The sequence below is a fragment of the Pseudomonas sp. FP2338 genome, from assembly GCF_030687515.1.
GTDB classification, from domain to species: domain Bacteria; phylum Pseudomonadota; class Gammaproteobacteria; order Pseudomonadales; family Pseudomonadaceae; genus Aquipseudomonas; species Aquipseudomonas salomonii.
Window position 1 is genome coordinate 3,907,513 of sequence record NZ_CP117436.1, and the last position, 23,426, is coordinate 3,930,938.

Genomic DNA, 23,426 nt, shown 5'->3' on the forward strand with positions numbered 1-23,426 from the left:
CCCTTAACTGATCCACCGCATTCGCGAGCAAGCCCGCTCCCACACTGGCTTGAGCAGGTCGCTGAAATAACACCCTGCAAAAAAACGCCCCGAACCAGTCGGGGCGTTTTTTATTCAGGGTTTACCGATCAAGCCTGATCAGCCAACCGCCACGTCGTCCCGCCCTTGCCGTCTTCCAACACCACCCCCATCGCGGTCAATTGGTCGCGGATACGGTCGGACTCCGCCCAGTCTTTGCCTGCACGGGCAGCCAGACGCGCTTGAATCAGCGCATCAACCTCAGCCGCATCCACTCGCCCTTCGGCGCCGGCTTGCAGGAAGTCGTCGGCTTCCATCTGCAGCACACCGAGCACGCTGGCCAGCTCTTTCAGGCGTGCAGCAAGACCAGCGGCGGCATCAAGATCACTCTCACGCAGACGGTTGATCTCACGCACCATCTCGAACAGCACCGCGCAGGCTTCCGGGGTGCCGAAGTCGTCGTTCATGACTTCGGTAAAGCGTGCCACGAACGCTTCGCCGCCGGCCGGTGCCACGGTCGGCAGGCCTTTCAACGCGTGGTAGAAACGTTCCAGGGCGCCTTTGGCGTCCTTGAGGTTGTCTTCCGAGTAGTTGATGGCGCTGCGGTAGTGGCTCGACACCAGCAGGTAACGCACCACTTCCGGGTGGTACTTTTCCAGCACGTCGCGGATGGTGAAGAAGTTGTTCAAGGACTTGGACATCTTCTCGCCATTGATGCGGATCATGCCGCAATGCATCCAGGCGTTGGCGTAGGTCTTGCCCGTGGCGGCTTCGCTTTGGGCGATTTCGTTTTCGTGGTGCGGGAACTCAAGGTCGCTGCCGCCGCCATGAATGTCGAAGGTCTCGCCCAGGCAGCAGGTGGACATCACCGAGCATTCGATGTGCCAGCCCGGACGCCCGGCGCCCCATGGCGACTCCCAGCTCGGCTCGCCGGGCTTGGTGCCTTTCCACAGCACGAAGTCCAGTGGATCCTGTTTGGCTTCGTCGACTTCGATACGTGCGCCGATGCGCAGGTCTTCGATTTTCTTGCGCGACAGCTTGCCATAACCCATGAACTTGGCGACGCGGTAGTACACGTCGCCATTGCCTGGGGCGTAGGCGTAACCCTTGTCGATCAGGGTCTGGATCATGCTCAGCATGCCCGGAATGTGATCCGTGGCGCGCGGCTCCATGTCCGGTTTGAGGATGTTCAGACGCGCTTCATCCTCGTGCATCGCGGTGATCATGCGCTCGGTCAGCACATCGAACGGTTCGCCGTTCTCCCGCGCCCGGTTGATGATCTTGTCTTCGATGTCGGTGATGTTGCGCACATAGGTCAAGTCATAGCCGCTGAAACGCAACCAGCGGGTCACCAGGTCGAAGGCAACCATGCTGCGGCCGTGGCCGATGTGGCAGTAGTCGTACACGGTCATGCCGCACACGTACATGCGCACCTTGTTGCCATCCAGCGGCTTGAAGACTTCTTTGGTCTTGCTGAGTGTGTTGTAGATCGTTAGCACGACATTTCCCTTAAGACAGAATCACTGGCCCCACGAATCACGCAAGGTCACGGTACGGTTGAATACCGGTGCACCAGGTTTCGAGTCCTTGATATCCGCGCAGAAGTAACCTTCGCGCTCGAACTGGAAACGGTCTTCCGGCTGTGCGTCGCCCAGCGATGGCTCGGCACGACAACCCGTGAGGACTTGCAGGGAGTCAGGGTTGATGTTGTCCAGGAAGCTGGCGCTGTCTTCAGCCTTCTCAGGGTTCGGCGAACGGAACAGGCGATCGTACAGGCGCACTTCGCACTCGATGCTGGCAGCAGCCGGCACCCAATGAACCACGCCTTTGACCTTGCGGCCTTCAGGGTTCTTGCCCAGGGTTTCGGGGTCATACGAGCAACGCAGTTCGACGATGTTGCCATCGGCGTCCTTGATCGCTTCGTCGGCACGGATCACGTAGCTGCCGCGCAGGCGCACTTCGCCGTTAGGTTCCAGGCGCTTGTAGCCTTTTGGCGGCTCTTCCATGAAGTCATCACGGTCGATGTAGATTTCACGCGCGAACGGCAGCTTGCGCACGCCGAGTTCTTCTTTTTGCGGGTGACGCGGCAGTTCGAGGTTATCGACCTTGTCTTCCGGGTAGTTGGTGATCACGACTTTCAACGGGCGCAACACGCACATGGCGCGCGGCGCGTTGGCGTCCAGGTCCTGACGGATGCTGAACTCGAGCATGCCGTAATCGACCACGCCGTCGGAACGGTTGGTGCCGACCATGTCGCAGAAGCTGCGGATCGACGCCGGGGTATAGCCGCGACGGCGGAAGCCCGACAGGGTGGACATGCGCGGGTCATCCCAGCCGTGCACGTGCTTTTCATCCACCAGTTGCTTGAGTTTGCGCTTGCTGGTGATGGTGTAGTTCAGGTTCAGGCGGCTGAACTCGTACTGACGCGGATGCGCCGGAACCGGCAAGCTGTCGAGGAACCATTCATACAGCGGGCGATGGCTTTCAAACTCCAGCGTGCAGATGGAGTGGGTGATGCCTTCGATGGCATCCGACTGACCATGGGTGAAGTCGTAGTTCGGGTAGATGCACCACTTGTCACCGGTCTGGTGGTGATGGGCGTGGCGGATGCGGTACATGATCGGGTCGCGCAGGTTCATGTTCGGCGAGGCCATGTCGATCTTGGCACGCAGTACACGGGCGCCGTCGGGGAATTCACCGGCGCGCATGCGGTTGAACCAGTCGAGGTTCTCTTCTACCGAACGGTCGCGGAACGGGCTGTTCTTGCCCGGCTCGGTCAGCGTGCCACGGTATTCCTTGGCCTGCTCCGGGGTCAGGTCGTCGACGTAGGCCTTGCCGGCCTTGATCAGCTCAACGGCCCAATCGAACAACTGGTCGAAATACTTGGACGCGTAGCGCACTTCACCGGACCATTCGAAGCCCAGCCACTTGATGTCGCTTTCGATGGCGTCGATGTATTCCTGGTCTTCCTTGGCCGGATTGGTGTCGTCGAAACGCAGGTGCGTGACGCCACCGAACTCCTGGGCCAGGCCGAAGTTCACACAGATCGACTTGGCGTGACCGATGTGCAGGTAGCCGTTGGGCTCTGGCGGGAAGCGGGTGACGATCTGCGTGTGCTTGCCCGAATCCAGGTCCGCCTGGATGATCGGGCGCAGGAAGTTGACCGGGACGGCAGGTCCGGCCTTGGAATTCGAGGTAGGGTCGACAGTGGGCTTGCTCATAGGATCCTTGAACAGACAGGTTCGTGGCCGGTTGGGGCCAGATAAAACAAAGGCGATATCATAGCCGATGCTGTCAAGTACCTGACAGAGCAGCACCGAAAACTGCTGCATTTAATGCACCGGCGGTAAAAAACCACCTCGAAATTCCTGCAGAGCACGCTAAACTGCGCGCCTTGGCACACATTTGGCCAAACCGGTAGCGGCGCCTTGGCGTCCAAACCCACGAATTCCCTGAAAAGAGTAGTGAACATGACTAAAGTCAAACTGATCACCAACCACGGTGACATCGTCATCGAGCTGAACGCCGAGAAAGCGCCGATCACCGTCGCCAACTTCATCGAGTACGTGAACGCCGGCCACTACGAAAACACCGTTTTTCACCGTGTCATCGGCAACTTCATGATCCAGGGCGGCGGTTTCGAGCCGGGCATGAAAGAAAAGAAAGACAAGCGTCCAAGCATCCAGAACGAAGCGGACAACGGCCTTTCCAACGACAAGTACACCGTCGCCATGGCCCGTACCATGGAGCCGCATTCGGCCTCCGCGCAGTTCTTCATCAACGTGGCCGACAACGCTTTCCTCAACCACAGCGGCAAGAACGTGCAGGGCTGGGGCTACGCGGTATTCGGTAAAGTCACCGAAGGCCAGGACGTCGTTGACAAGATCAAAGGCGTTTCCACCACCTCCAAGGCCGGTCACCAGGACGTTCCAGCAGAAGACGTAATCGTCGAGAAAGCCGAGATCGTTGGGTGATATTGCTGATTTCAGATTTGCATCTGGAAGAGGAGCGCCCGGACATCACCCGGGCGTTTCTGGATCTGCTCCACGGCCGCGCCCGTGGCGCCCAGGCGTTGTACATTCTGGGCGACTTCTTTGAAGCCTGGCTTGGCGACGATGGGATGACCGCCTTCCAGCGTTCCATCTGCGAGGCGTTGCGCGAGCTGAGCGACAGTGGCACCCCGATTTTTATCATGCATGGCAACCGCGATTTCCTGATCGGCAAGGCGTTCTGCAAAGCCGCAGGCGCTACCTTGCTCAAGGACCCGAGTGTCGTGCAGTTTTACGGCGAGCCCGTGCTGTTGATGCACGGCGACAGCCTTTGCACCCGCGACGTCGGCTATATGAAGCTGCGGCGCATTCTGCGCAACCCGATTGTGCTGTTTATCCTGCGGCACTTGCCGTTGCGCACCCGCCACAAGCTGGCGCGCAAGCTGCGCAGCGAGAGCCGTGCGCAAACGCGCATGAAGGCCAACGACATTGTCGATGTGACGCCCGAGGAAGTGCCACGGGTGATGCAGCAGTTCGGCGTGCGCACCCTGGTCCACGGCCATACGCACCGCCCCGCCATTCATAAACTGCAGATTGGTGACCAGGCGGCCAAGCGTATTGTGCTGGGGGATTGGGACAAGCAGGGTTGGGCGTTGCAGGTGGATGAACAAGGGTTTGCGCTGGCGGCGTTTGACTTCGTGAACCCGCAGTTGGCGCTGCCCGGCGCATAACCCTGACACACAGAACGCTGGCTTGTGTGGGGTTTGGCTTGTGTGGGAGCTGGCTTGCCTGCGATGCAGGCACCTCGGTACATCAGGCATACCCAAGTGATGCTATCGCAGGCAAGCCAGCTCCCACATTGACTGAGTCCAGTCGGTCAGTGCCCCGAAGCCTCCGGCCCGGCCTTCGCGCCAAACGGCGGCTTGGCCAGCCACACCAGCAACATCAAGCCCATGAACATCCACCCCAGCAACGTGAAGTAATCCACGGTGGACATCATGTATGCCTGGCTGGTGAGGATCTGGTCGAGCTGCGCATAGGCCTTGTGCCCTGCCCCGCCGAGCGCCTGCAAGGCATCGCGGGTGGCCGAGTCGTAGGTGGTCATGTTCTCGCTCATGTACGCATGGTGCTGGTCCGCGCGGCGAATCCAGATCCAGGTGGTCAGCGACGCCGCGAAGCTGCCGCCCAGGGTCCGCAGGAAGGTCGCCAGACCCGCGCCGTCGGCGATTTGCGCCGGCGGCAAGTCGGACATCAGGATGCTCAAGGTCGGCATAAAGAACAGCGCCACGCCGATCCCCATGAACAACTGCACCAAAGCGATGTGGGTGAAGTCCACCTGATTGGTAAAGCCTGCGCGCATAAAGCAGCTCAAGCCAATCGCCAGGAACGCCAGGCCCGCCAGCAGGCGCAGGTCGAACTTGTGCGCATACTTGCCCACAAAGGGCGACATCAGCACCGGCAATATACCGATCGGCGCGACCGCCAGACCCGCCCAGGTGGCGGTGTAGCCCATCTGGGTTTGCAGCCATTGCGGCAGGATCAGGTTGATCCCGAAGAAACCCGCGTAACCCAAAATCAACACGATGGTGCCGATACGGAAGTTGCGGTAGGCAAACAACCGCAGGTTGACCACTGGGTGCTTGTCAGTGAGCTCCCAGATGATGAACACCGCCAGGGCAACCACCGAAATCGCCGCGCCGATGATGATGAAGTTGGACTCGAACCAATCCAGGTCATTGCCCTTGTCGAGGATGATCTGCAAGGCACCGACACCGACGATCAAGCTCAGCAAGCCGACGTAATCCATCGGCTGGTAACTGGTGACCACCGGGCGTTTCTTCAATTGCGAACGCACCACCATCACCGCAAAGATGCCGATGGGTACGTTGATAAAGAAGATCCACGGCCAGCTGTAGCTGTCGGTGATCCAGCCGCCGAGGATCGGCCCGGCAATTGGCGCAACCACCGTGACCATCGCCAGTAACGCCAGGGCCATGCCGCGCCTGGCGGGTGGGTAAACTGCGATCAGCAACGTCTGGGTCATCGGGTACAACGGCCCGGCGACCAGGCCTTGCAGCACCCGAAAGCCAATCAGCTCGGGCATCGAGGTGGAGATACCGCAGAGAAACGACGCCAATACAAACAGGATGGTCGCCCACAAAAACAGCTTCACCTCGCCAAAGCGGCGGCTCAGCCAGCCAGTGAGCGGCAAGGCAATGGCGTTGCTCACCGCAAACGAGGTGATCACCCAGGTGCCCTGCTCCGAACTCACGCCCAGGTTGCCGGAAATGGTCGGCAACGCCACGTTGGCGATGGTGGTGTCGAGCACCTGCATAAAGGTCGCCAGCGACAGGCCGATAGTGGCCATCAGCAAGCTTGGCGGCGTAAAGGACGCGGGGGCGTTAGCGCTCATCAGCGTTGCACAGCCTTGGGTGCGGCGAGGCTGTTGTCATGGATCAATTGGCTGATCATGGCATCGGCTTCGGCCAGTTGGCGGTCATACACGTTGGTGGTGAACGAGGCCTTTTGCGGTGCCTGTTGCGCCAGCACCGGGCCGCTTTGGTCGTGCAGGTTGACGTTGACCACAGTGCTCAAGCCCACCCGCAGCGGGTTCTTGGCCAACTCCTCGGCGTTGATATGGATACGCACCGGCACCCGTTGCACGATCTTGATCCAGTTACCGGTCGCATTCTGCGCAGGCAGCAGGGCAAAGGCACTGCCGGTGCCGGCGCCGAGGCTGTCGACGGTGCCGGTATATTTCACGTCACTGCCGTAGATGTCCGCTTCGATGTCCACCGGCTGGCCGATGCGCATATCACGCAGCTGGGTTTCCTTGAAGTTGGCGTCGATCCACAGCTGGTCCAGCGGGATCACCGCCATCAACGCGGTGCCAGGCTGTACGCGCTGGCCCAGTTGCACGGTGCGCTTGGCCACATAGCCGGTGACCGGTGCGATCAAGGTGCTGCGCGCGTTGGTCAGGTAGGCCTGACGCAACTGGGCGGCGGCGGCTTGCACGTCCGGGTGGGACGAAATCACCGTGTCATCCACCAAGGCATTGGTGGTTTTCAGTTGCTGCTCAAGGTTGGTCAGGGCGTTCTTGGCGGCGGTCAGGCTGTCACGCGCATGAGACAACTCTTCCTGGGAGATCGCCCCGCCCTGGGCCAACGTCTTGCGGCGGTTGAAGTTGTCCTGGGCGGTTTGCACGTCAGCTTTCTGTGCGTTGACCTGGGCTTTCATGCCATCGACATTGCTGTACAAACCACGCACCTGGCGCACGGTGCGCGCCAGGTTGGCCTGGGCACTTTGCAGGCCGACGGCGGCGTCATTCGGGTCGAAGTTGATCAGTACCTGGCCTTCGTGCACCAGGTCGCCGTCGTCGGCGCCGATGCTGACCACAGTGCCGGTGACCAACGGGGTGATTTCCACCACGTTGCCGTTCACATAGGCGTCGTCGGTGCTTTCATTGAAGCGCCCGTAGAACTCATACCAGCCCCACACGCCGACCACGCCAAGAATGACGATCAGCGCCAGGCCGATCAGCATGACTTTGCGTTTGCGCGGGTTGTTATCGGGTTTTTCAGTTGCGTTGCTGTTTTCGGCAGTGGCCATGACAAATACCTCAAATTATTCCGTACGGGTGGCGGGGCTGGTCGTGGTCGCGGCCACGTTATTGGCGTTGAATCCGCCACCCAGGGCTTGCATCAATTGAATCGACAGGTCGATCTGCGCCGCATTCAGGGTCGCCAGCTGACGCTGGGCCTGCAGCAATTGCTGCTCGATGCTGAGCACATCCAGGTAGTTACCGATGCCGGAGCTGTAACGCTGCACGCCGGTGTCGTAAGACTGCTGGGCAATGTCCGCGGCGTGTTGCTGCGCCTGGATCTGCCGGCCGGTTTCACGCAGTTGCATCAGGGTGTTGCCGATATCGCCCAAGGCTTGCACCAGGGTTTTGTTGTACTGGGCCACGGCCAGGTCGTAATCGGCGTCGCGGGCATCGAGGTCGGCACGCAAACGGCCGCCATCGAAGATCGGCAACGAAATCGTCGGCGCAATGCTGAAGAACCGGCTGGCGGAGCCAAACATCGCATCACCGAGCAACGACTCGGCCCCGGCGCTCGCACTGAGATTGAGGTTGGGGTAGAAGCGGGTTTTGCTCGCGGCCACGTTTTTGCTCGCGGCCTCGACGCGCCAGCGTGCGGCGATCAGGTCCGGGCGGCGGCCCAGCAGTTCGGCGGGCAGAACGGAAGGCACGGCGACGGCGCTGGGTTTCAGCACATTCGGGCGGCTCAGCTCGCCGCCACGGTCCGGGCCTTTGCCGAGCAATACCGCCAGGGCGATCTTGGCGCTTTGCAGCTGTTTTTCGGCGTCGATCAATTGCGACTGGGAGCTGGCTTCCAGGCTTTCGGTCTGCTGGTACTGGTACTCGCTGTCGATGCCGGAACTGAGGCGACGTTTGCTCAGGTCGAGCATCTGGCGGGTGCGCTTGAGGTCATCGTTGGCCAGGTCACGCACGATATGCGCCTGGCCCAAGTCGCTGTAAGCCTTGGCCACGTTGGCAGCCAGGGTCAGGCGTGCGGCTTGTTGGTCGACTTCGGCGGCACGCGCCTGGCCCAACGCGGCTTCCCAGGCGGCGCGCTGGCCACCCCAGAGGTCGAAGTTGTAGTTGAAGCTGGCGCCGATGTTGCGCACGGTGGCATAGGCATCGCCCTGCCCGCGCGGGTCCTGGTCCTTGGCCAGGCGCGAACGGCTCACGCCGGCGCTGGCATCCAGGGTGGGCATGCGTTCAGCATCGGCAGCATAAGCAGCGGCTTCGGCCTGGTGGGCACGGGCGCTGGCGACTTGCATGTCGGGGCTGTTTTGCAGGGCTTCATGGATCAGGCCATCGAGCTGCGGATCGCCGAGGCTTTTCCACCAGTCGGCCGTCGGCCAGGCGGCCGTGGACAGGGTCACGCCGCTCAAGGATTTGCCGGTTTGCAACGTGTTGGCGTCGAGACGTTGGCCCTGGGTGTCGAGGCCGCTGAAGTTGGCACAACCGGCCATACTCATCGCCACCAGCACCAGGCTGAGTGCACACGTTTTCATTGATTACCTACCCGCTGGATGACGATGGCGTCACCGGCAGCTACCAGAATTTTCTTGAGGATTCTTTCCAGGGTTTCCAACTCACCAGGCTCCAGCGCCCCGGCCAGTTCATTCATCGACTGCGCGCCGATATGCGGCAACATGTCGGCCAGGCGCTGGCCGTCTTCGGTGAGCACCAACTGCACCTGGCGCCGGTCCTGCTCGGAACGCTTGCGCGCCAGCAGGCCCTTTTGCTCCAGACGGTCGAGCATGCGGGTCATGGAGCCGCTGTCCAGGGACAGGTTGCGGCACAGCTCCGCCGGGGTGTCGACATCGAACTGGGCAATGATGATCAACACCTTGAACTGCGCGGCGGTGACGCCGTGGGGTTCCATATGGGTGTCGATAATGCGGTCCTTGAGCAGCGCCGCCCGGCCCAGCAATAGGCCGAGGTGGCAGTTGCGAAAGCTGTCAGGGGTGTAGTGGGTCATCGAAAGTCACCTTATTACTGCCTAGGCAGTGAATGTATGACAAGATGTTACTGCTTAGGCAGCGAATGTCAAATGGAATTATTAGCTTGCTTGGTAGTTTGGCGACAGGTGGGCTTCAGATGCAAACAACTGTGGGAGCTGGGTTGGCTGCGATGGCGGTTTGGCGGGGGTGTTCGGTCGGGGTACATATCCATTATTTGGGTAACGGCTGAGTATGGTTCCGCTCTTACAGCGGGTCACTTTTGCAAGGACGCAAAAGTAACCAAAAGGTCCTCGCCCCAACACTCGGTGCCTCGCTGTGGCTCGGCATGCCCGCAATCCGACACTGATTTGGGGGGCCGCCGCCACGCGCCATCCATGGCGCGGGGCGGCTAAACCGGCATCCCTGCCGGTTTACCCCCCAAATCACTGTCAGATTCCGGCCATCGTGTTTGACGGGGCGATTTCAGATCAAGATCAAGATCACAAGCGCAGATCAAAAGACCGCTGACTTCGTCATCGAAAAGGATATAAGGGCCGGAGCAACAGCAACAGCAACAGCAGAGCCATACTCGGTCAAAGGTGGGAGCGGGCTTGCTCGCGAATGCGGTGGGTCAGTCAATTCATCTATAACTGACATACTGCATTCGCGAGCAAGCCCGCTCCCACATTTAGACCGCGTTGCATCAGGTAGATAGGCTGTTGCTTTGCACTTGATCTGGCTTTTGCTTCAACCACTCAGGTCGGCTTTCAGGCCGCCGTGCTGTAGATCTTGATCTTGATTTTGATCTCAGGCGCCCCGTCAACCACGCTGGCCGAACGCAGGCTTGAATCCGTGGGTAACCCGGCAGGACGCCGGGTTAGCTGCGCTGGGCCAAGGATGGCCCATCGCGGCGGCCCACGGATTCAAGCCGGAGTGAGGGCACACCGAGCCTAGGCGAGGTGCCGAGTGGTGGGGCACAGACCTTTTGGTTACTTTTGGGGCGTTTGCCAAAAGTGACCCGCCGTAAGGGCGGAACCATAATCAGCCGTTACCGCAGCAACGGATATGTACACCACCAAAAGACCGCCACAGCAGGCAACCCAGCTCCCACATGGTTAACGCGTCCGGGCTTTAGAAATCCCGCTTGTAGAAGATATCCAACGAACTCGCCACGCCACTGGCCACTTCCAGATACACCTTCTTGCTCAGCAAGTAACGCAAAGCAATGGTATTAGCCGGCTCAAACACCCCAACCCCATAACGCAGACTGAGTTTCTCGGTAATTTTGCCGCTGGCCACCACTGCGGTCTTGTTCCCGGTGCCCTGGGTATCAAGGTCGAAATCCTGAATCCCCAGCTTGTTGGCAATATCCGAAGTCACCCCCGCACTGCCCATAAGCCCCAGGCCCAAGGCAGCCTCAGCGAGCATATTGTTGTCTTCACCCGTGTTGTTGCGCGAACGCCCCAGTACCAGGTACGACAACGCATCTTCCTGAGGCATCGACGGCTCGGAGAAAATCTGCGTCGTCGGCTGCTCGGCGCTGCCGCTCAGCCGAATACCGGCAGTCACAGTCCTTGAGTCCTCAACGACAACCCGTGTCGCTTCGATATCCAGGAACGGCTGATCCAAGGGACCGGCAAACAACAGCCGCGCACGCCGCACATTGAGGCGCTGGCCGTAGGCACGGTAACGCCCGTCGTTGAGCCACAGCTCGCCACGGGTGTCCATGTTGTCGCCAATATGCACATGCCCCTGAACCTTGGCAGTCAGCCCAAAGCCGGCAAAGTTAAGCTGGTCTTCACCCACCTCGACGTCGATGTCCATGGCCATCGCCATCGGGGGCTTGCCCTCCTCGGTCTGGCTGCCGACGATCACCGTGTCATCGGAGACCTTGACCGTCGACGGCGGCAGTTCGCGCACGGTGATATCACCGCGCGGGATGTGCACCTTGCCGGCAATCGCCAACTTGTCGTTCTTGAGGCTGATCTTAAGATCCGGCGCCACTTCCAGCTTGGCATAGGGCTCAACCGTGACCGGCAATTTCGAGCCTTGCAGGCTCAGGTCCACCGCCAGGGCCTGGCCCCAGCCGACATGGCCCTTGAGGCTGCCCTGCCCGTCTTTGCCGCTGCGCCAGCCACCGTTGAGCTGCACACTTTCGCCGGCGATCAGCGCCTGCACGTTCAAGCCCTCGAGGCTCATCGGCAGCTCAGGCCCGGAAATTTCGCCGTCGACCAGGTTCACATTGCCGTTGACCTGTGGTGCCAACAACCCGCCCGAGATACGGCCGTTACCGTTGAGCTTGCCATTGAGGGTTTCCACCATTGGTACAAAGGGTCGCGCCACGGCGAGGTCCAGGCCGGTGAGGCTGAACGTGCCGGTGATCGGCTTGTCCTTGGGCAACGGGTTGATCTGCGCCTGCAACAGCAACTCGCCGAGCTTGCCACCGCGAAAATTCAGCTGCGTGTCGATACGCTTGGGGTTGAGGGTGGTTTCCAGTTTCAGGGTGTCGTAGGGGAAATCCACCCATTGGTTCTTGTCCTTCACGCGCAAGGTTCCGCCGCTGGCATCCACCGCGACCACGCCTTTAGGGCCACTGCTGGGCAGGTCGAGTTGCACATCGGCGTTGAGCTTGCCCTGCCAGGCGAAATCCTTGGGCAAGAAGGCCGCCAGGCTGTCGATCGGGAATTGCTTGAGGTGGTAGCGCAGCTTGGGCTCGGGCATCAGACGCTGGTCTTCACCGCACAAACTGGAACCGCCAGACACCCAGCAATGCGCGGCAAAGGTCAGCTTGCCGTCGGCCAGGCGTTCGATTTTCGCCGGAGCTTGCAGCTTCCAATCCTGGCCGCCGGCCTGCACATCACCACTGGCCAGGCGCCCACGCCAATTGCCTTTGTCGAGGTTGCCATCCAGGGCCAGGGCAAGTTTGACCAGCGGCCCAGCCAGGTCGAGTTGCACCTTCTGGCTCTTGATGTCGCCCTGGGCGCTGGCGGTCAGGGTGCCGACCTGGGTTTCACCGGCTTGAATGCCGCTGCCCTTGAGGTCGATCTTCGCGCGCTGGGCGTTGTCGAGGGCCGCATCGAGGGTGAGGCTTTGCAGTTTATTATCCGCAAACGCCAGTTGCTGGCCTTTGAGGTCGAGCTTGCCTTGCGGCGCCTTCAGCGTACCGGCCACCTCCATGCGGCCGTTGATCTGCCCGCGCAACTGCGGCCACAGTTGGGCCAGGCGCGCCAGTTTGATGTCGATTTGCCCGGCCAAGCGTTGCTGCAAACTGCCACTGCCATTGATGCGGTTGTCGCCCAGGCGGATATCCAGGTTGGCCAGGGTCCACTGCTCGCCCGCGCCTTCGGCCTTGGCCGCCAGCACGGCGGTCTGGCCGCGCAAATGGCCCTTGAGGTCGAGGTCGGCATTGAGTTTAAGCTGCTCGTTTTTGAACTCGCCTTTGCTGCGCAACGGCCCGGCCAAGGTGCCCGGCAACTCAGCAACCCAGTACGCAGGGTTCAACGCCGACAAGTCCAGCGCCGTGTCCCAGGCAATGCCGTCGGCAAATTGCAGGTTCAGGTGGCCTTCGGCCTTGCCTTGCCCGGCGGTCAGTTTCAGCTCGGGCAGGAAGACTTGCTTGAGGTCGCCGCTGAACGGCGTGACCAGATTGAATTTACCCGCTGGCCCGTCGAGGTCAGCTTTTAGATTGCCGAGGTAGTTGCCGTCTTTATAGGAAACTTCACCGTTGAACGTACGCAAGGCGACCTGCGGCTCGTCGATTAACGGATAGAGACGATGCCAGGGGAAATCCAGCCAGTTGATTTTCGCGTCGGCACTGAAGCCTTGCTGCCAGTCCAGGTTGGCGCTGAGCTTGAGGCTTTGCTGGTCGCCGGCAGTCAGGTCGAGGCCGGCGATCTGTGCGCCCTTGGCGTCGACCTTGCCCTGTAGCAGCAAGGCCACCGGGCCTTTTTCTGCGGGCAGTACGGCCCGGCCGAGCAGCTGGTAGCCACTGCTCAGGTCGCCCTGGGCGGTCAGGTCCAACTGATTGAGCTGCAAGGTGTCGGGCAAATCGGCGCTGGGTTTGAAGCCATCCGCCGTGATGTGCAACTGCGCGGGCAGGTTCTCCACCAAAGGTTGCAGCTCGCCGCTGAGCTTGGCGGGCAAGTAGCCGCTGCTGTCAGCATCGAGCTTGAGGGTCTTGAGCAGGTCGCCGTCCACCTTGATCGCAACTTTCCACGGCGCGCCGCCGGGCGCATAGGGCAGGCTCAGGCTGCCGGTGGCGCTCAGTGGCCAGTCGCCGCTGGGTTGCAGCAGGCCGTTGAGGTCCAGCACCAGGTCATCGCGTTGCAGGTGCACCGAGTCGATCTGCATACCGGCGGCCGTCCAGTGCGCCGCCAGTTGCAGGCCCTTGAGCTCTTCGCTGCCGTTAAACAGCAGGCTGCCGACGCGAACGTCGCCCAACTGGATGGCAACCGGCAACTTGAGATCCGGCAACGTGATCGGGCCACTGCTCGGTTCGTTGCTTGGCGGGAATTGCAGGCTGACCTGCTCCACGTCCAGTTGGTTGATACACAGGGTCATGCGCAACAGGCAGCCCGGTGACCAATCAAGCTTCGGCGCATTAAGTTCTACCCGACTCGCGTCCTGCTGCCATAGCAGATGATCGGCGCTCCATTGGCCGCCCAGGCGTCCCTGGAAGTTCTCCACGCTCAACCCCGGCACCTGGCTCAAGGCCCAACGGCTGCCTGCTTGAGTACCGAGCACCGTCCACAGCGCCAACAGCACCAGCATGAGGATCGCCACAATGGCCAGCCCCGCTATTTTCAAACCACGCATCACAGCTCAGGCCCCATGGAAAAGTGCAAACGAATGCCGCCCGGATCTTCGAGGGCATGGGCCAGGTCAAGGCGAATCGGCCCCACAGGCGACACCCAGCGCACACCCACGCCCACGCCGGTTTTCAGGCTGGGCATTTCCAGGGTGTTGAAGGAGTTGCCTTGGTCGATAAAGGTCGCGATGCGCCATTTTTCGGCGATGGAATATTGATATTCGGCGCTCAAGGCCACCATGTAACGCCCGCCGATGCGGTCACCGCGATCGTTCTCGGGCGACAGCGTCTGGTACTCGTAGCCGCGCACGCTCTGGTCACCACCGGCAAAGAAGCGCAGCGACGGCGGCACCGACTTGTAGCCGTTGGTGGCACTGCCGCCGAACTGCGCACGGCCGAGGAAACGGTGGTTGTCCCACAAGGTGGTCAGGCCCTTGATGGTGGCGGTGCCGTAAAGCAAGTTGGTGTCGGAGCCGAGCCCTTCCTTGGCGACCTTGGCGTCGAACATCAGGCGATAGCCATTGTGCGGGTCGATGCGGTTATCGCTGCGCAGGTAGGAATAGTTGATGCCCGGCATCACCAGGTTGCTCAAGCCCGAGTCATTGCCCAGGCGGTATTCTTCACGCTGGTACTTGAGCGAGATGACCCGCGTCCAGCCGCTGGGCAGCTTGCTGTGCCATTCCGGGCCGAGGGTGAGCAATTTACTCAGGCTGTCGGTGTTGGCGATTTCTTCGTTCTGGTAACCGCCGGCGAAGCGCAGCTTGTCGGTCAGCGGCGGGTCGAGGGGAATGTCGTACCACAGGCCGACGTTCTGGCGTGGCGCCGACAGTTCGGCCTCCCAGCCATAGCTGTGGCCCTGCGGGTTGACCCAATGGCGGGTCCAGTTGGCTTTGCCGCGCGGGCCGACGTCGGTCGAGTAACCGAGGCCCAGGCCCATGGTGCGTGGCTTGCGGGTATCGAGCTGGACCGCCACCGGGATCACATCGTTGGTGGAGGCGGTTGGGCTGGCGTCCACGCGCACGCCTTCGAAGAAGCCGCTCGATTGCAGGTTCTGATTGAGTTCGGCGATCAATTCGGAGTCATACGGCGTGCCGCTTTTGAACGGCACCATGCGCTGCAGCAAGTCTTCATCGAATGGCGTGTCGCCGGTAAAACCGACCTTGCCCAAGGTGTAGCGCGGGCCGCTGTCGTAGATGAGTTCGATATCGGCGACACCGGCTTGCGGGTCCACCAGCAGCTTCTGGCTGCTGAAACGCCCATTGAAAAAGCCGTAGCGTGACGCCTGGTTCTGGATCAGACGCTTGGCGTCTTCGTAGTTGCCGTGGTTGAGCACGGCGCCGGATTTGAGGTCGTCGCTGGCGGGCACGCGAAATGCCTTGAGGCTCGCGGCCTGGCCGTCGACCCGAATGGTCACGTTGCGCAAATGCACCGGCTCGCCGGGGTCGATGGTGAGGGTCAGGCGCGGGTTCTTGCCGCCCTTCACCTCACTGGAGATCTGCGGCTGATAAAAGCCCAGCGCCTGGGCCGCCTTGCGGGCCTGCTCCTCGGCGCCACGGCTGAACCGCAGCAAGGCTTCTTCATCACGATCGCCAACCCCGCCGATATAGCCTTCGATGTTGGTTTTCAACGCGTCGTTTGATGGCTTGATGCGCACGTCCAATTCGCTTTGCGCAAATACGCCACAGCTTGTGAACAGCAGAACCAAGCCGCTGGTAAATCTTCCTGGGAGCTTCATAGGCGCGGATGCTACACAGCTGGGGAGACACTTTGAACCCGGAATTGTCTGAATAATTCTGTCTTAAGCCGTTGCAGCATGTAACGCCTGGGGGTTGGGATGAAAAAACACATGTTCCAGGACAGGTCCTACGGCGACCTCACCGATTTCTTCATAGCCCTGGCGCTTGTAGAAATCCAGATAACGCGAGTTGCCGGTATCGAGCACCACACCCGATGAATGCGGGTCCTCGGCGCACCAGTTGTGCACCGCCTGCAACAGTTGTTCGCCGTAGTGTTTGCCCTGGAACTGCGGGTGAATACCCAGCAGCGGCAACACATGCACCGACTCGTTCGGCAGGCACGCCAGCACCGCGTAATGGTAATCCAGGTAACGCCGAGTGCCGCGTACGCCGGTGCTCAACCACATACGCAACTGCCAGGCCCAGCTCTCGGTGATCCCCAGGCGCCGTTGCGGTGGCGCAATCAGGGCGATGCCGATCAGCCGGTCGTTGACGAACAGGCCGATGGCGGGCAGCTTCTGGAAAAAATGCTGCTTGACCAGCTCACGCACCGTGGCACGCACGCGCTGTTCGTACCCCGAGCGCTCAGCTTCGAAGATGTAGGCAAAGGTCGGTTCATGCCGATAAGCCTGATACAACAAGGAACGGGCCTCGCGGGAATAGCCGCTGTTGAGCAGGCGAATTTCGGCAATGGCAGTGGCAGTGTCCGGCATACAGTCAATCTCCCTGGGCGCCACTCAAACGATGGCGTTCTTATGGGTACGAACCTGTGCAGCACCAGTCGTTCCCAGACATTAGCAGTGCATGCGCCCTACCGCCACGCTGGCCCCCGCCGGACTTGTCGGCTAGCATCGCCCTTTTGCCAGACTGGACTGCCGACCATGAAAATCGTCTCCTTCAATATCAACGGGCTGCGCGCCCGCCCCCATCAGCTGGCGGCGCTGATTGAAAAGCATCAACCCGACGTGATCGGCCTGCAGGAAACCAAGGTGCACGATGACCAGTTTCCGCTGGCCGAAGTGCAGGCCCTTGGCTATCACGTGTACTACCACGGGCAAAAAGGCCATTACGGCGTGGCCCTGCTGTCGCGCAAGCCGGCGTTGAGCCTGCACAAAGGGTTTGCCAGCGACGAAGAAGACGCCCAGCGGCGCTTTATCTGGGGCACTTTTGCCGACGAGCATGGCCAGTCGATCACCGTGATGAACGGCTATTTCCCCCAGGGCGAAAGCCGCGACCACCCGACCAAGTTCCCGGCCAAACAACGCTTCTACGAAGATTTGCAGCAACTGCTGGAAAGCCAGTTCAGCAATGACCAGCCGCTGGTGGTGATGGGCGACATCAATATTTCCCCGGAAGATATCGACATCGGCATCGGCGCCGACAATGCCAAGCGCTGGCTCAAAACCGGCAAGTGCAGCTTCCTGCCGGAAGAGCGTGAGTGGATGGCCCGTTTGAAGAACTGGGGCCTGGTCGACAGCTTCCGCCACTTGAACCCGGACGTGGCCGACCGCTTCAGCTGGTTCGACTACCGCAGCCGTGGGTTTGAAGATGAGCCCAAGCGTGGGCTGCGCATTGACGTGATCCTGGCGTCAAACGGCCTGGTGCCGCGGGTCAAGGATGCTGGCGTGGATTACGACTTGCGTGGGCTGGAAAAACCGTCGGACCATGCGCCGATCTGGCTTGAGTTGAGCTGACTTCAAGGTTTGTGTACTTCAATGTGGGAGCTGGCTTGCCAGCTCCCACATTTTGACTTGCTGTGTGCCAGTCATATTTTTGAAACCCCACTGACTTAATCTGGCGGCACTCCCTTTGGCTTAAGAAGGTGCCGGCATGATGCTGCGCGTTCTGTTCCTGTTGATACTGCCGCTCTACGCTGTCGCCGCTGCCCTCCCCGTTCCCGACCAAGGCCCCGCCCTGCGCATCCAGGGTTCCAATACCATTGGTGCGGCGCTGGGGCCTGCGTTGGTCAAGGGCATGCTGGAGCACCAGGGCTTGCAGGCAGTGCACAGCAAGCCCGGCGATGGCGCCAATGAACAACGGGTGATCGGCAAGACGCGTCAGGGCAAAACCGTCACGGTCGAAGTCGCGGCCCACGGCTCCAGCACCGGCTTCAGCGCATTGAAAAAAACCTACGCGGACCTTGCGGCCTCCTCACGTCCGATCAAGGACAGCGAGCTGGTGGACCTTGAACCCCTGGGCGACCTGAAAAGCCCGGAAGCCGAACAGGTAATCGCCATCGACGGCCTGGCCATTATTCTCAACCCGCACAACCCGCTCAATACCTTGAACACCGAGCAGCTGGCGCAGATTTTCAACGGTGAAATCAGCCACTGGGAGGATGTCGGCGGCGTCGGCGGCGCCATTCATCTGTACGCCCGGGATGATCAGTCCGGCACCTATGACACCTTTAAAGAACTGGTACTGAACCGGCGCGGCAAACCGCTGGCCGCGACGGCAACGCGTTTCGAGTCCAGCGAGGCGTTGTCCGATGCGGTGAGCCATGATCCGCAAGGCATTGGTTTTATCGGCCTGCCGTATGTGCGCCAGGCCAAGGCGCTGGCGATTGTCGACGGTGACTCACAGCCGATGTTGCCGGTGACCAGCCTGATTGCCACCGAGGATTACCCGCTGTCACGCCGCTTGTATTTTTACCTGCCGCCCTCGAACCGCAACCCGTGGGCCAAAGCCCTGGTGGACTTTACCCAGAGTGGCAAAGGCCAGGCGATTGTGGCTACCAATGGCTTTATCGCCCAGCAGGTGCAGGCGATTGCCGTGGAGCCACGGGCGTCGATGCCCGAGGACTATCAAACCATCGTGCGTGAAGCCCAGCGTTTGAGTGTGAATTTTCGCTTCGAGGAAGGCAGCGCCAGCCTGGACAACAAGGCGCGCCAGGACTTGCAGCGGGTGGTGGCGTATATAAAAAGCCACGGCAAGCTCGACAAGCAGGTGACGCTGGTGGGGTTTGGCGATGCCAAGAATGACCCGCAGCGGGCGGCGCTGTTGTCGAAGTTGCGGGCGATGGCGGTGCGCCGGGAGTTGGTCAAGAGCGGCGTGGTGCTGCGGGACATTCGCGGTTTTGGCGCGCAGATGCCGGTGGCGGCGAATACGGCGGATGAGGGGCGGATCAAGAATCGGCGGGTGGAGGTTTGGGTGTACTGACCCCTCGGGTTTTTTGTTGTAAACACTGACCTCATCGCGGGCAAGCCCGGCTCCCACCTTTGGAATGCATTCCAGTGTGGGAGCTGGCTTGCCTGCGATGCAGGCGCCTCGGTGTTACTGCCCGCCGCGCATCAGCTCTTTAGGCACATATTTGCCGATCTCAAACTTGCCAATCGCCGCGCGGTGCACTTCATCCGGGCCATCGGCCAGGCGCAGGGTGCGTTGCATGGCGTACATATAGGCCAGCGGGAAGTCGTTGGAAACCCCCGCGCCACCATGGATCTGGATCGCACGGTCAATCACCTTCAAGGCCACGTTCGGCGCAACGACCTTGATCTGCGCGATTTCGCTTTTCGCGACTTTGTTACCCACGGTGTCCATCATGTACGCCGCTTTCAGGGTCAGCAGGCGCGCCATGTCGATTTCCATGCGTGAGTCGGCGATCTTGTCGATATTGCCACCCAGGCGCGCCAATGGCTTGCCGAACGCGGTGCGGCTGACGGAGCGTTTGCACATCAGTTCCAGCGCGCGCTCGGCCATGCCGACGGAGCGCATGCAGTGGTGGATGCGGCCTGGGCCAAGGCGGCCCTGGGCGATTTCGAAGCCGCGGCCTTCACCCAAGAGTACGTTTTCATACGGCACACGCACGTTGTCGAACAGTACTTCGGCGTGGCCGTGGGGGGCGTCGTCATAGCCGAACACCGGCAGCGGGCGCACGATTTTTACCCCTGGGGTGTCTACCGGCACCAGGATCATCGAGTGCTGCTGGTGGCGCGGTGCATCCGGGTTGCTCAGGCCCATGAAGATCAGGATCTTGCAGCGCGGGTCGCAGGCGCCGGAGGTCCACCACTTCTTGCCATTGATCACCCATTCATCGCCTTGACGCTCGGCGCGGGCGGCCATGTTGGTGGCGTCGGATGAGGCCACGTCCGGTTCGGTCATGGCGAACGCCGAGCGGATCTCGCCGCGCAGCAGTGGTTCGAGCCAGCGTTGCTTCTGTTCTTCGTTGGCGTAGCGCACCAGCACTTCCATGTTGCCGGTGTCAGGGGCGGAGCAGTTGAACGGCTCCGGGCCTAACAGCGAGCGGCCCATGATTTCGGCCAGTGGCGCATATTCGAGGTTGGTCAGGCCGGCACCCAGCTCGGATTCGGGCAGGAACAGGTTCCACAGGCCTTCGGCTTTGGCCCGGGCCTTGAGCTCTTCCATGATCGCGGTGGGCTGCCAGCGGTCGCCTTCGCTGACCTGGCGTTCGAACACCGGCTCGGCCGGGTAAACGTAAGCGTCCATGAACGCGGTGACGCGTTCACGCAGTTCCTGAACCTTGGGCGAATAGGCGAAATCCATGAGCAGCTCCCTTCTCTGAGAGGTTGTTTAGGTCATGCAATCGATGCTAGAACAGCGCTGATAATTTACCTAGCCTATTCTCGGCGTGTATTAACATTCATCACCGATATATGATCGGCGCATGAACACCTGATAAATCGCCACCTGAAAATAAGAGCGCAACGACATGAATCTGAGCAAGGTCGACCTCAACCTGTTTATCGTCTTCGACGCGATCTACACCGAAGCCAACCTGACCCGCGCCGGGCAGATCGTCGGCATCACCCAGCCGGCGGTGTCCAACGCCCTGGCCCGCCTGCGCGAGACCTTCAACGACCCGCTGTTCGTGCGTACCGCCCAGGGCATGGTGCCCACGCCGATGGCGCAGAACATCATCGGGCCGGTACGCAACGCGTTGTCGTTGCTGCGGGTGTCGGTGCAGGAAAGCCGGATTTTCAACCCTCAGCAGGCGGCCAAGACTTATCGCATCAGCATGACCGACCTCACCGAAGCGGTGATTCTGCCGCTGTTGTTCCAGCGCCTGCGCCGCCTGGCGCCGACCGTGGTGATCGAAAGTTTCTTGTCCAAGCGCCGCGAAACCACCAAGGAACTGGCCGCCGGGCGCCTGGACTTTGCCGTCGATGCACCGCTCAACACCGACCCGCAAGTGCGCCACGTCAAGCTGATGGAAGACCGCTACGTGTGCGCGATGCGCAAGGGCCATCCGATGGCGGGCAAGGACAAGTTCACACTGGATGACTACTTGTCGCTGACCCACATCCATATCTCCAGCCGTCGCAACGGCCTGGGCCACGTTGACCTGGCACTGGGCAAGATGGGCATCCAGCGCAAGATCGCCCTGCGTTCCCAGCATTACCTGATGGCCTCGCAAGTGTTGCAGCAGACCGACATGGTAATGACCGTGCCCGAACGCTTTGCCCGACGCCATGAGCTGCATTGGTTCAACCTGCCGGTCAACGATGTGCCGCCGGTGGAAACCCACCTGTACTGGCACGAAAGCACCGACCAGGACCCGGCGAACCGCTGGATGCGCGAGCAGATGATCGAGCTGTGCCAGCAAGTCACTGCGCACGAAAAGAAGCTGGATGGCAAGCAAGCCTGACCGCCCCTGTGGCGAGGGCGCTTGCTCCCGTTGGCCTGCGCAGCAGGCCCAGCTTTTGGGGCCGCTTCGCGGCCCAGCGGGAGCAAGCTCCCTCGCCACAGGGTGTGAGTCCATGCAGGCTATTTGCTTGACGTAAACGTCAACCTGCCTTTAGCTTAGCGCCAAGACCTTCTTGAGCGCCGCCATGAGCACGACCTACAGCATCTCCGACCTCGCCCGCGAGCTCGACATCACCACCCGCGCCATTCGTTTCTACGAAGAGCAAGGCCTGCTGGCCCCGGAGCGCCGGGGCCAGGAGCGCATCTACTCGGCGCGCGACAAGGTCAGTCTCAAGTTGATCCTGCGTGGCAAGCGCATCGGCTTCTCCCTGGCTGAATGCCGTGAGCTGATCGAACTCTACGACCCCAGCAGCGGCAACCACATCCAGCTCAACAGCATGCTGGCGAAAATCGCCGAGCGCCGTGAGCAGCTTGAGCAACAGATGCTCGATATCGAACAGATGAAGCTGGAACTGGACACCGCCGAAGAGCGCTGCACCCAGGCGCTGGCGCAGACCATGAACCCGGTTGGCCCATAAACACAAGGTAGCTGCCCATGTCTCTCCCCTCTTTTGTGCGCCTGGTGGAAGTCGGCCCGCGCGACGGTTTGCAGAACGAAGCCCAACCGATCAGCGTGGCCGACAAGGTTCAACTGGTGGACGCGCTCAGCGCAGCCGGCTTGAGCTATATCGAAGTCGGCAGTTTTGTCTCGCCCAAATGGGTGCCGCAGATGGCCGGTTCCGCCGAGGTGTTTGCGCAGATCCAGCGCAAGCCCGGCGTGACCTACGGCGCGCTGGCGCCCAACCTGCGTGGCTTTGAAGATGCGCTGGCGGCCGGCGTGAAGGAGGTCGCGGTGTTTGCGGCGGCATCCGAGGCGTTTTCCCAGCGCAATATCAACTGCTCCATCAGCGACAGCCTGGAGCGCTTTGCACCGATCATGGCCGCTGCCAGGCAGCACGGCATCAGCGTGCGCGGCTATGTGTCGTGTGTGTTGGGTTGCCCTTACGAAGGTCAGATTGCGCCTGAACAAGTGGCGGCAGTAGCACGCGAGTTGTATGCCATGGGCTGTTATGAAGTGTCGCTGGGCGACACCATCGGCACCGGTACGGCAGGCGCCACACGACGGTTGTTCGAAGTGGTCGGGGCGCAGGTGCCACGGGACAACCTGGCCGGGCATTTCCATGACACCTATGGCCAGGCGATCGCGAATATCTACGCCAGCCTGCTCGAAGGCATCCATGTATTCGACAGCTCTATTGCGGGCCTCGGCGGCTGCCCTTACGCCAAGGGCGCCAGCGGTAACGTCGCTACCGAAGACGTGGTGTACCTGCTCAATGGCCTGGGTATCGACACCGGTATCGACCTGGAAGCGTTGATTGGTGCGGGCCAGCAGATCAGTAACGTGCTGGGTCGAGCGACGGGCTCACGAGTCGCCAAGGCACGTTACGCCGGTTGAGTAGCTTAGCCGTGACAATGTGTTACCGCACGGCTACACATCGAGTAACACGGGAACATATTTCGCCGTATTTGCCGTAGGAAAAACCCTACACAAAAATCAAACCATTGATTTTAAATGACTTTTAAAAGTTGGCACGGCTCCTGCTATCTCTATGGCATAACAAGAATAAAAAGCGCCAAACCTAATAAAAATAAGACGAAACGACTCTGACATAACAAAAACAACACGGCAGAGACGCAGCTAACAGATTTTTTTGAAGA

Annotated in this window: 17 protein-coding genes; 7 read left to right on the forward strand and 10 right to left on the reverse strand. The window is 60.8% G+C overall.

Annotated features, from left to right (window positions below; translation table 11 throughout):
* Positions 1-128: 128 nt before the first annotated feature.
* Together cysS and PSH96_RS17640 are read right to left on the reverse strand one after the other, a co-directional pair.
* Positions 129-1,517 carry a cysteine--tRNA ligase gene (gene cysS / locus PSH96_RS17635; protein ID WP_305454107.1) on the reverse strand — a complete coding sequence of 463 codons (1,389 nt, stop codon included), beginning with the start codon at positions 1,515-1,517 and terminating at the stop codon, positions 129-131.
* 21 nt (positions 1,518-1,538) lie between these two features.
* Positions 1,539-3,239 (reverse strand): glutamine--tRNA ligase/YqeY domain fusion protein, encoded by a 1,701-nt coding sequence (locus PSH96_RS17640; RefSeq protein WP_058421795.1) that lies wholly within the window; start codon positions 3,237-3,239, stop codon positions 1,539-1,541.
* Positions 3,240-3,488: 249 nt separating this feature from the next.
* Between PSH96_RS17640 and PSH96_RS17645 the strand changes: the two genes are divergently transcribed.
* Together PSH96_RS17645 and lpxH are read left to right on the forward strand one after the other, a co-directional pair.
* On the forward strand, positions 3,489-3,992 hold the full coding sequence (locus PSH96_RS17645; protein WP_305454109.1) for a peptidylprolyl isomerase: 504 nt from the start codon (positions 3,489-3,491) through the stop codon (positions 3,990-3,992).
* Positions 3,989-4,738 carry a UDP-2,3-diacylglucosamine diphosphatase gene (lpxH, locus tag PSH96_RS17650; RefSeq protein ID WP_305454110.1) on the forward strand — a complete coding sequence of 250 codons (750 nt, stop codon included), beginning with the start codon at positions 3,989-3,991 and terminating at the stop codon, positions 4,736-4,738. Before PSH96_RS17645 ends, lpxH begins: the two co-directional genes overlap by 4 nt.
* Positions 4,739-4,884: 146 nt before the next feature.
* Here lpxH and PSH96_RS17655 read toward each other — a convergent pair whose 3' ends face one another.
* The 7 genes from PSH96_RS17655 to PSH96_RS17685 all read right to left on the reverse strand — a co-directional run bounded on the left by PSH96_RS17655 (position 4,885) and on the right by PSH96_RS17685 (position 16,777).
* Positions 4,885-6,420, reverse strand: coding sequence for a DHA2 family efflux MFS transporter permease subunit (locus tag PSH96_RS17655; RefSeq protein WP_305454111.1), 1,536 nt, complete (start codon positions 6,418-6,420; stop codon positions 4,885-4,887).
* Positions 6,420-7,616: an HlyD family efflux transporter periplasmic adaptor subunit gene (locus PSH96_RS17660; protein ID WP_305454112.1), complete on the reverse strand. Its 1,197-nt coding sequence runs from the start codon at positions 7,614-7,616 to the stop codon at positions 6,420-6,422. Before PSH96_RS17660 ends, PSH96_RS17655 begins: the two co-directional genes overlap by 1 nt.
* 15 nt (positions 7,617-7,631) lie before the next feature.
* Positions 7,632-9,089, reverse strand: coding sequence for an efflux transporter outer membrane subunit (locus tag PSH96_RS17665; protein WP_305454113.1), 1,458 nt, complete (start codon positions 9,087-9,089; stop codon positions 7,632-7,634).
* Entirely contained in the window at positions 9,086-9,559 is a 474-nt protein-coding gene (locus PSH96_RS17670; RefSeq protein ID WP_058421761.1) for a MarR family winged helix-turn-helix transcriptional regulator, read from the reverse strand. Before PSH96_RS17670 ends, PSH96_RS17665 begins: the two co-directional genes overlap by 4 nt.
* 1,093 nt (positions 9,560-10,652) lie before the next feature.
* Positions 10,653-14,336 (reverse strand): translocation/assembly module TamB domain-containing protein, encoded by a 3,684-nt coding sequence (locus PSH96_RS17675; protein WP_305454114.1) that lies wholly within the window; start codon positions 14,334-14,336, stop codon positions 10,653-10,655.
* A complete protein-coding gene (locus PSH96_RS17680) occupies positions 14,336-16,063 on the reverse strand; it encodes an autotransporter assembly complex family protein (RefSeq protein WP_305454115.1) in 1,728 nt (575 codons plus the stop codon). The genes PSH96_RS17675 and PSH96_RS17680 overlap by 1 nt, the downstream gene beginning before the upstream one ends.
* Before the next feature lie 63 nt (positions 16,064-16,126).
* The gene (locus tag PSH96_RS17685; protein ID WP_138814865.1) at positions 16,127-16,777 is read right to left on the reverse strand and encodes an N-acetyltransferase; all 651 of its coding nucleotides are present in this window, start codon (positions 16,775-16,777) and stop codon (positions 16,127-16,129) included.
* A 168-nt stretch (positions 16,778-16,945) separates the two neighbouring features.
* Between PSH96_RS17685 and xthA the strand changes: the two genes are divergently transcribed.
* Together xthA and PSH96_RS17695 are read left to right on the forward strand one after the other, a co-directional pair.
* Entirely contained in the window at positions 16,946-17,758 is an 813-nt protein-coding gene (xthA, locus tag PSH96_RS17690) for an exodeoxyribonuclease III (protein ID WP_069788271.1), read from the forward strand.
* Between the two features lie 136 nt (positions 17,759-17,894).
* Positions 17,895-19,223 carry a phosphate ABC transporter substrate-binding/OmpA family protein gene (locus PSH96_RS17695; RefSeq protein ID WP_305454119.1) on the forward strand — a complete coding sequence of 443 codons (1,329 nt, stop codon included), beginning with the start codon at positions 17,895-17,897 and terminating at the stop codon, positions 19,221-19,223.
* Positions 19,224-19,337: 114 nt separating this feature from the next.
* Here PSH96_RS17695 and PSH96_RS17700 read toward each other — a convergent pair whose 3' ends face one another.
* Positions 19,338-20,567, reverse strand: a complete 1,230-nt coding sequence (locus tag PSH96_RS17700) for an acyl-CoA dehydrogenase (RefSeq protein WP_285679391.1) — start codon at positions 20,565-20,567, stop codon at positions 19,338-19,340.
* Between the two features lie 166 nt (positions 20,568-20,733).
* Here PSH96_RS17700 and PSH96_RS17705 point away from each other — a divergent pair, with 166 nt between their 5' ends.
* The 3 genes from PSH96_RS17705 (at position 20,734) to PSH96_RS17715 (ending at position 23,163) form a co-directional block, all read left to right on the forward strand.
* Positions 20,734-21,669: a LysR family transcriptional regulator gene (locus PSH96_RS17705; protein WP_017136514.1), complete on the forward strand. Its 936-nt coding sequence runs from the start codon at positions 20,734-20,736 to the stop codon at positions 21,667-21,669.
* A gap of 184 nt (positions 21,670-21,853) precedes the next feature.
* Positions 21,854-22,246, forward strand: a complete 393-nt coding sequence (locus tag PSH96_RS17710) for a MerR family DNA-binding transcriptional regulator (RefSeq protein WP_058420934.1) — start codon at positions 21,854-21,856, stop codon at positions 22,244-22,246.
* Positions 22,247-22,263: 17 nt separating this feature from the next.
* Complete coding sequence (locus tag PSH96_RS17715) at positions 22,264-23,163, forward strand: hydroxymethylglutaryl-CoA lyase (protein WP_305454120.1); 900 nt, start codon at positions 22,264-22,266, stop codon at positions 23,161-23,163.
* Positions 23,164-23,426: the final 263 nt, after the last annotated feature.

Coding starts and splice junctions, on each gene's coding strand:
- PSH96_RS17710 (WP_058420934.1), top strand. CDS start 21,854: ATGAGCACGACCTACAGCATCTCCGACCTCGCCCGCGAGCTCGACATC.
- PSH96_RS17680 (WP_305454115.1), bottom strand. CDS start 16,063: ATGAAGCTCCCAGGAAGATTTACCAGCGGCTTGGTTCTGCTGTTCACA.
- PSH96_RS17670 (WP_058421761.1), bottom strand. CDS start 9,559: ATGACCCACTACACCCCTGACAGCTTTCGCAACTGCCACCTCGGCCTA.
- PSH96_RS17700 (WP_285679391.1), bottom strand. CDS start 20,567: ATGGATTTCGCCTATTCGCCCAAGGTTCAGGAACTGCGTGAACGCGTC.
- PSH96_RS17705 (WP_017136514.1), top strand. CDS start 20,734: ATGAATCTGAGCAAGGTCGACCTCAACCTGTTTATCGTCTTCGACGCG.
- xthA (WP_069788271.1), top strand. CDS start 16,946: ATGAAAATCGTCTCCTTCAATATCAACGGGCTGCGCGCCCGCCCCCAT.
- PSH96_RS17660 (WP_305454112.1), bottom strand. CDS start 7,616: ATGGCCACTGCCGAAAACAGCAACGCAACTGAAAAACCCGATAACAAC.
- PSH96_RS17685 (WP_138814865.1), bottom strand. CDS start 16,777: ATGCCGGACACTGCCACTGCCATTGCCGAAATTCGCCTGCTCAACAGC.
- PSH96_RS17695 (WP_305454119.1), top strand. CDS start 17,895: ATGATGCTGCGCGTTCTGTTCCTGTTGATACTGCCGCTCTACGCTGTC.
- PSH96_RS17640 (WP_058421795.1), bottom strand. CDS start 3,239: ATGAGCAAGCCCACTGTCGACCCTACCTCGAATTCCAAGGCCGGACCT.
- PSH96_RS17665 (WP_305454113.1), bottom strand. CDS start 9,089: ATGAAAACGTGTGCACTCAGCCTGGTGCTGGTGGCGATGAGTATGGCC.
- PSH96_RS17715 (WP_305454120.1), top strand. CDS start 22,264: ATGTCTCTCCCCTCTTTTGTGCGCCTGGTGGAAGTCGGCCCGCGCGAC.
- PSH96_RS17645 (WP_305454109.1), top strand. CDS start 3,489: ATGACTAAAGTCAAACTGATCACCAACCACGGTGACATCGTCATCGAG.
- PSH96_RS17655 (WP_305454111.1), bottom strand. CDS start 6,420: ATGAGCGCTAACGCCCCCGCGTCCTTTACGCCGCCAAGCTTGCTGATG.
- PSH96_RS17675 (WP_305454114.1), bottom strand. CDS start 14,336: ATGCGTGGTTTGAAAATAGCGGGGCTGGCCATTGTGGCGATCCTCATG.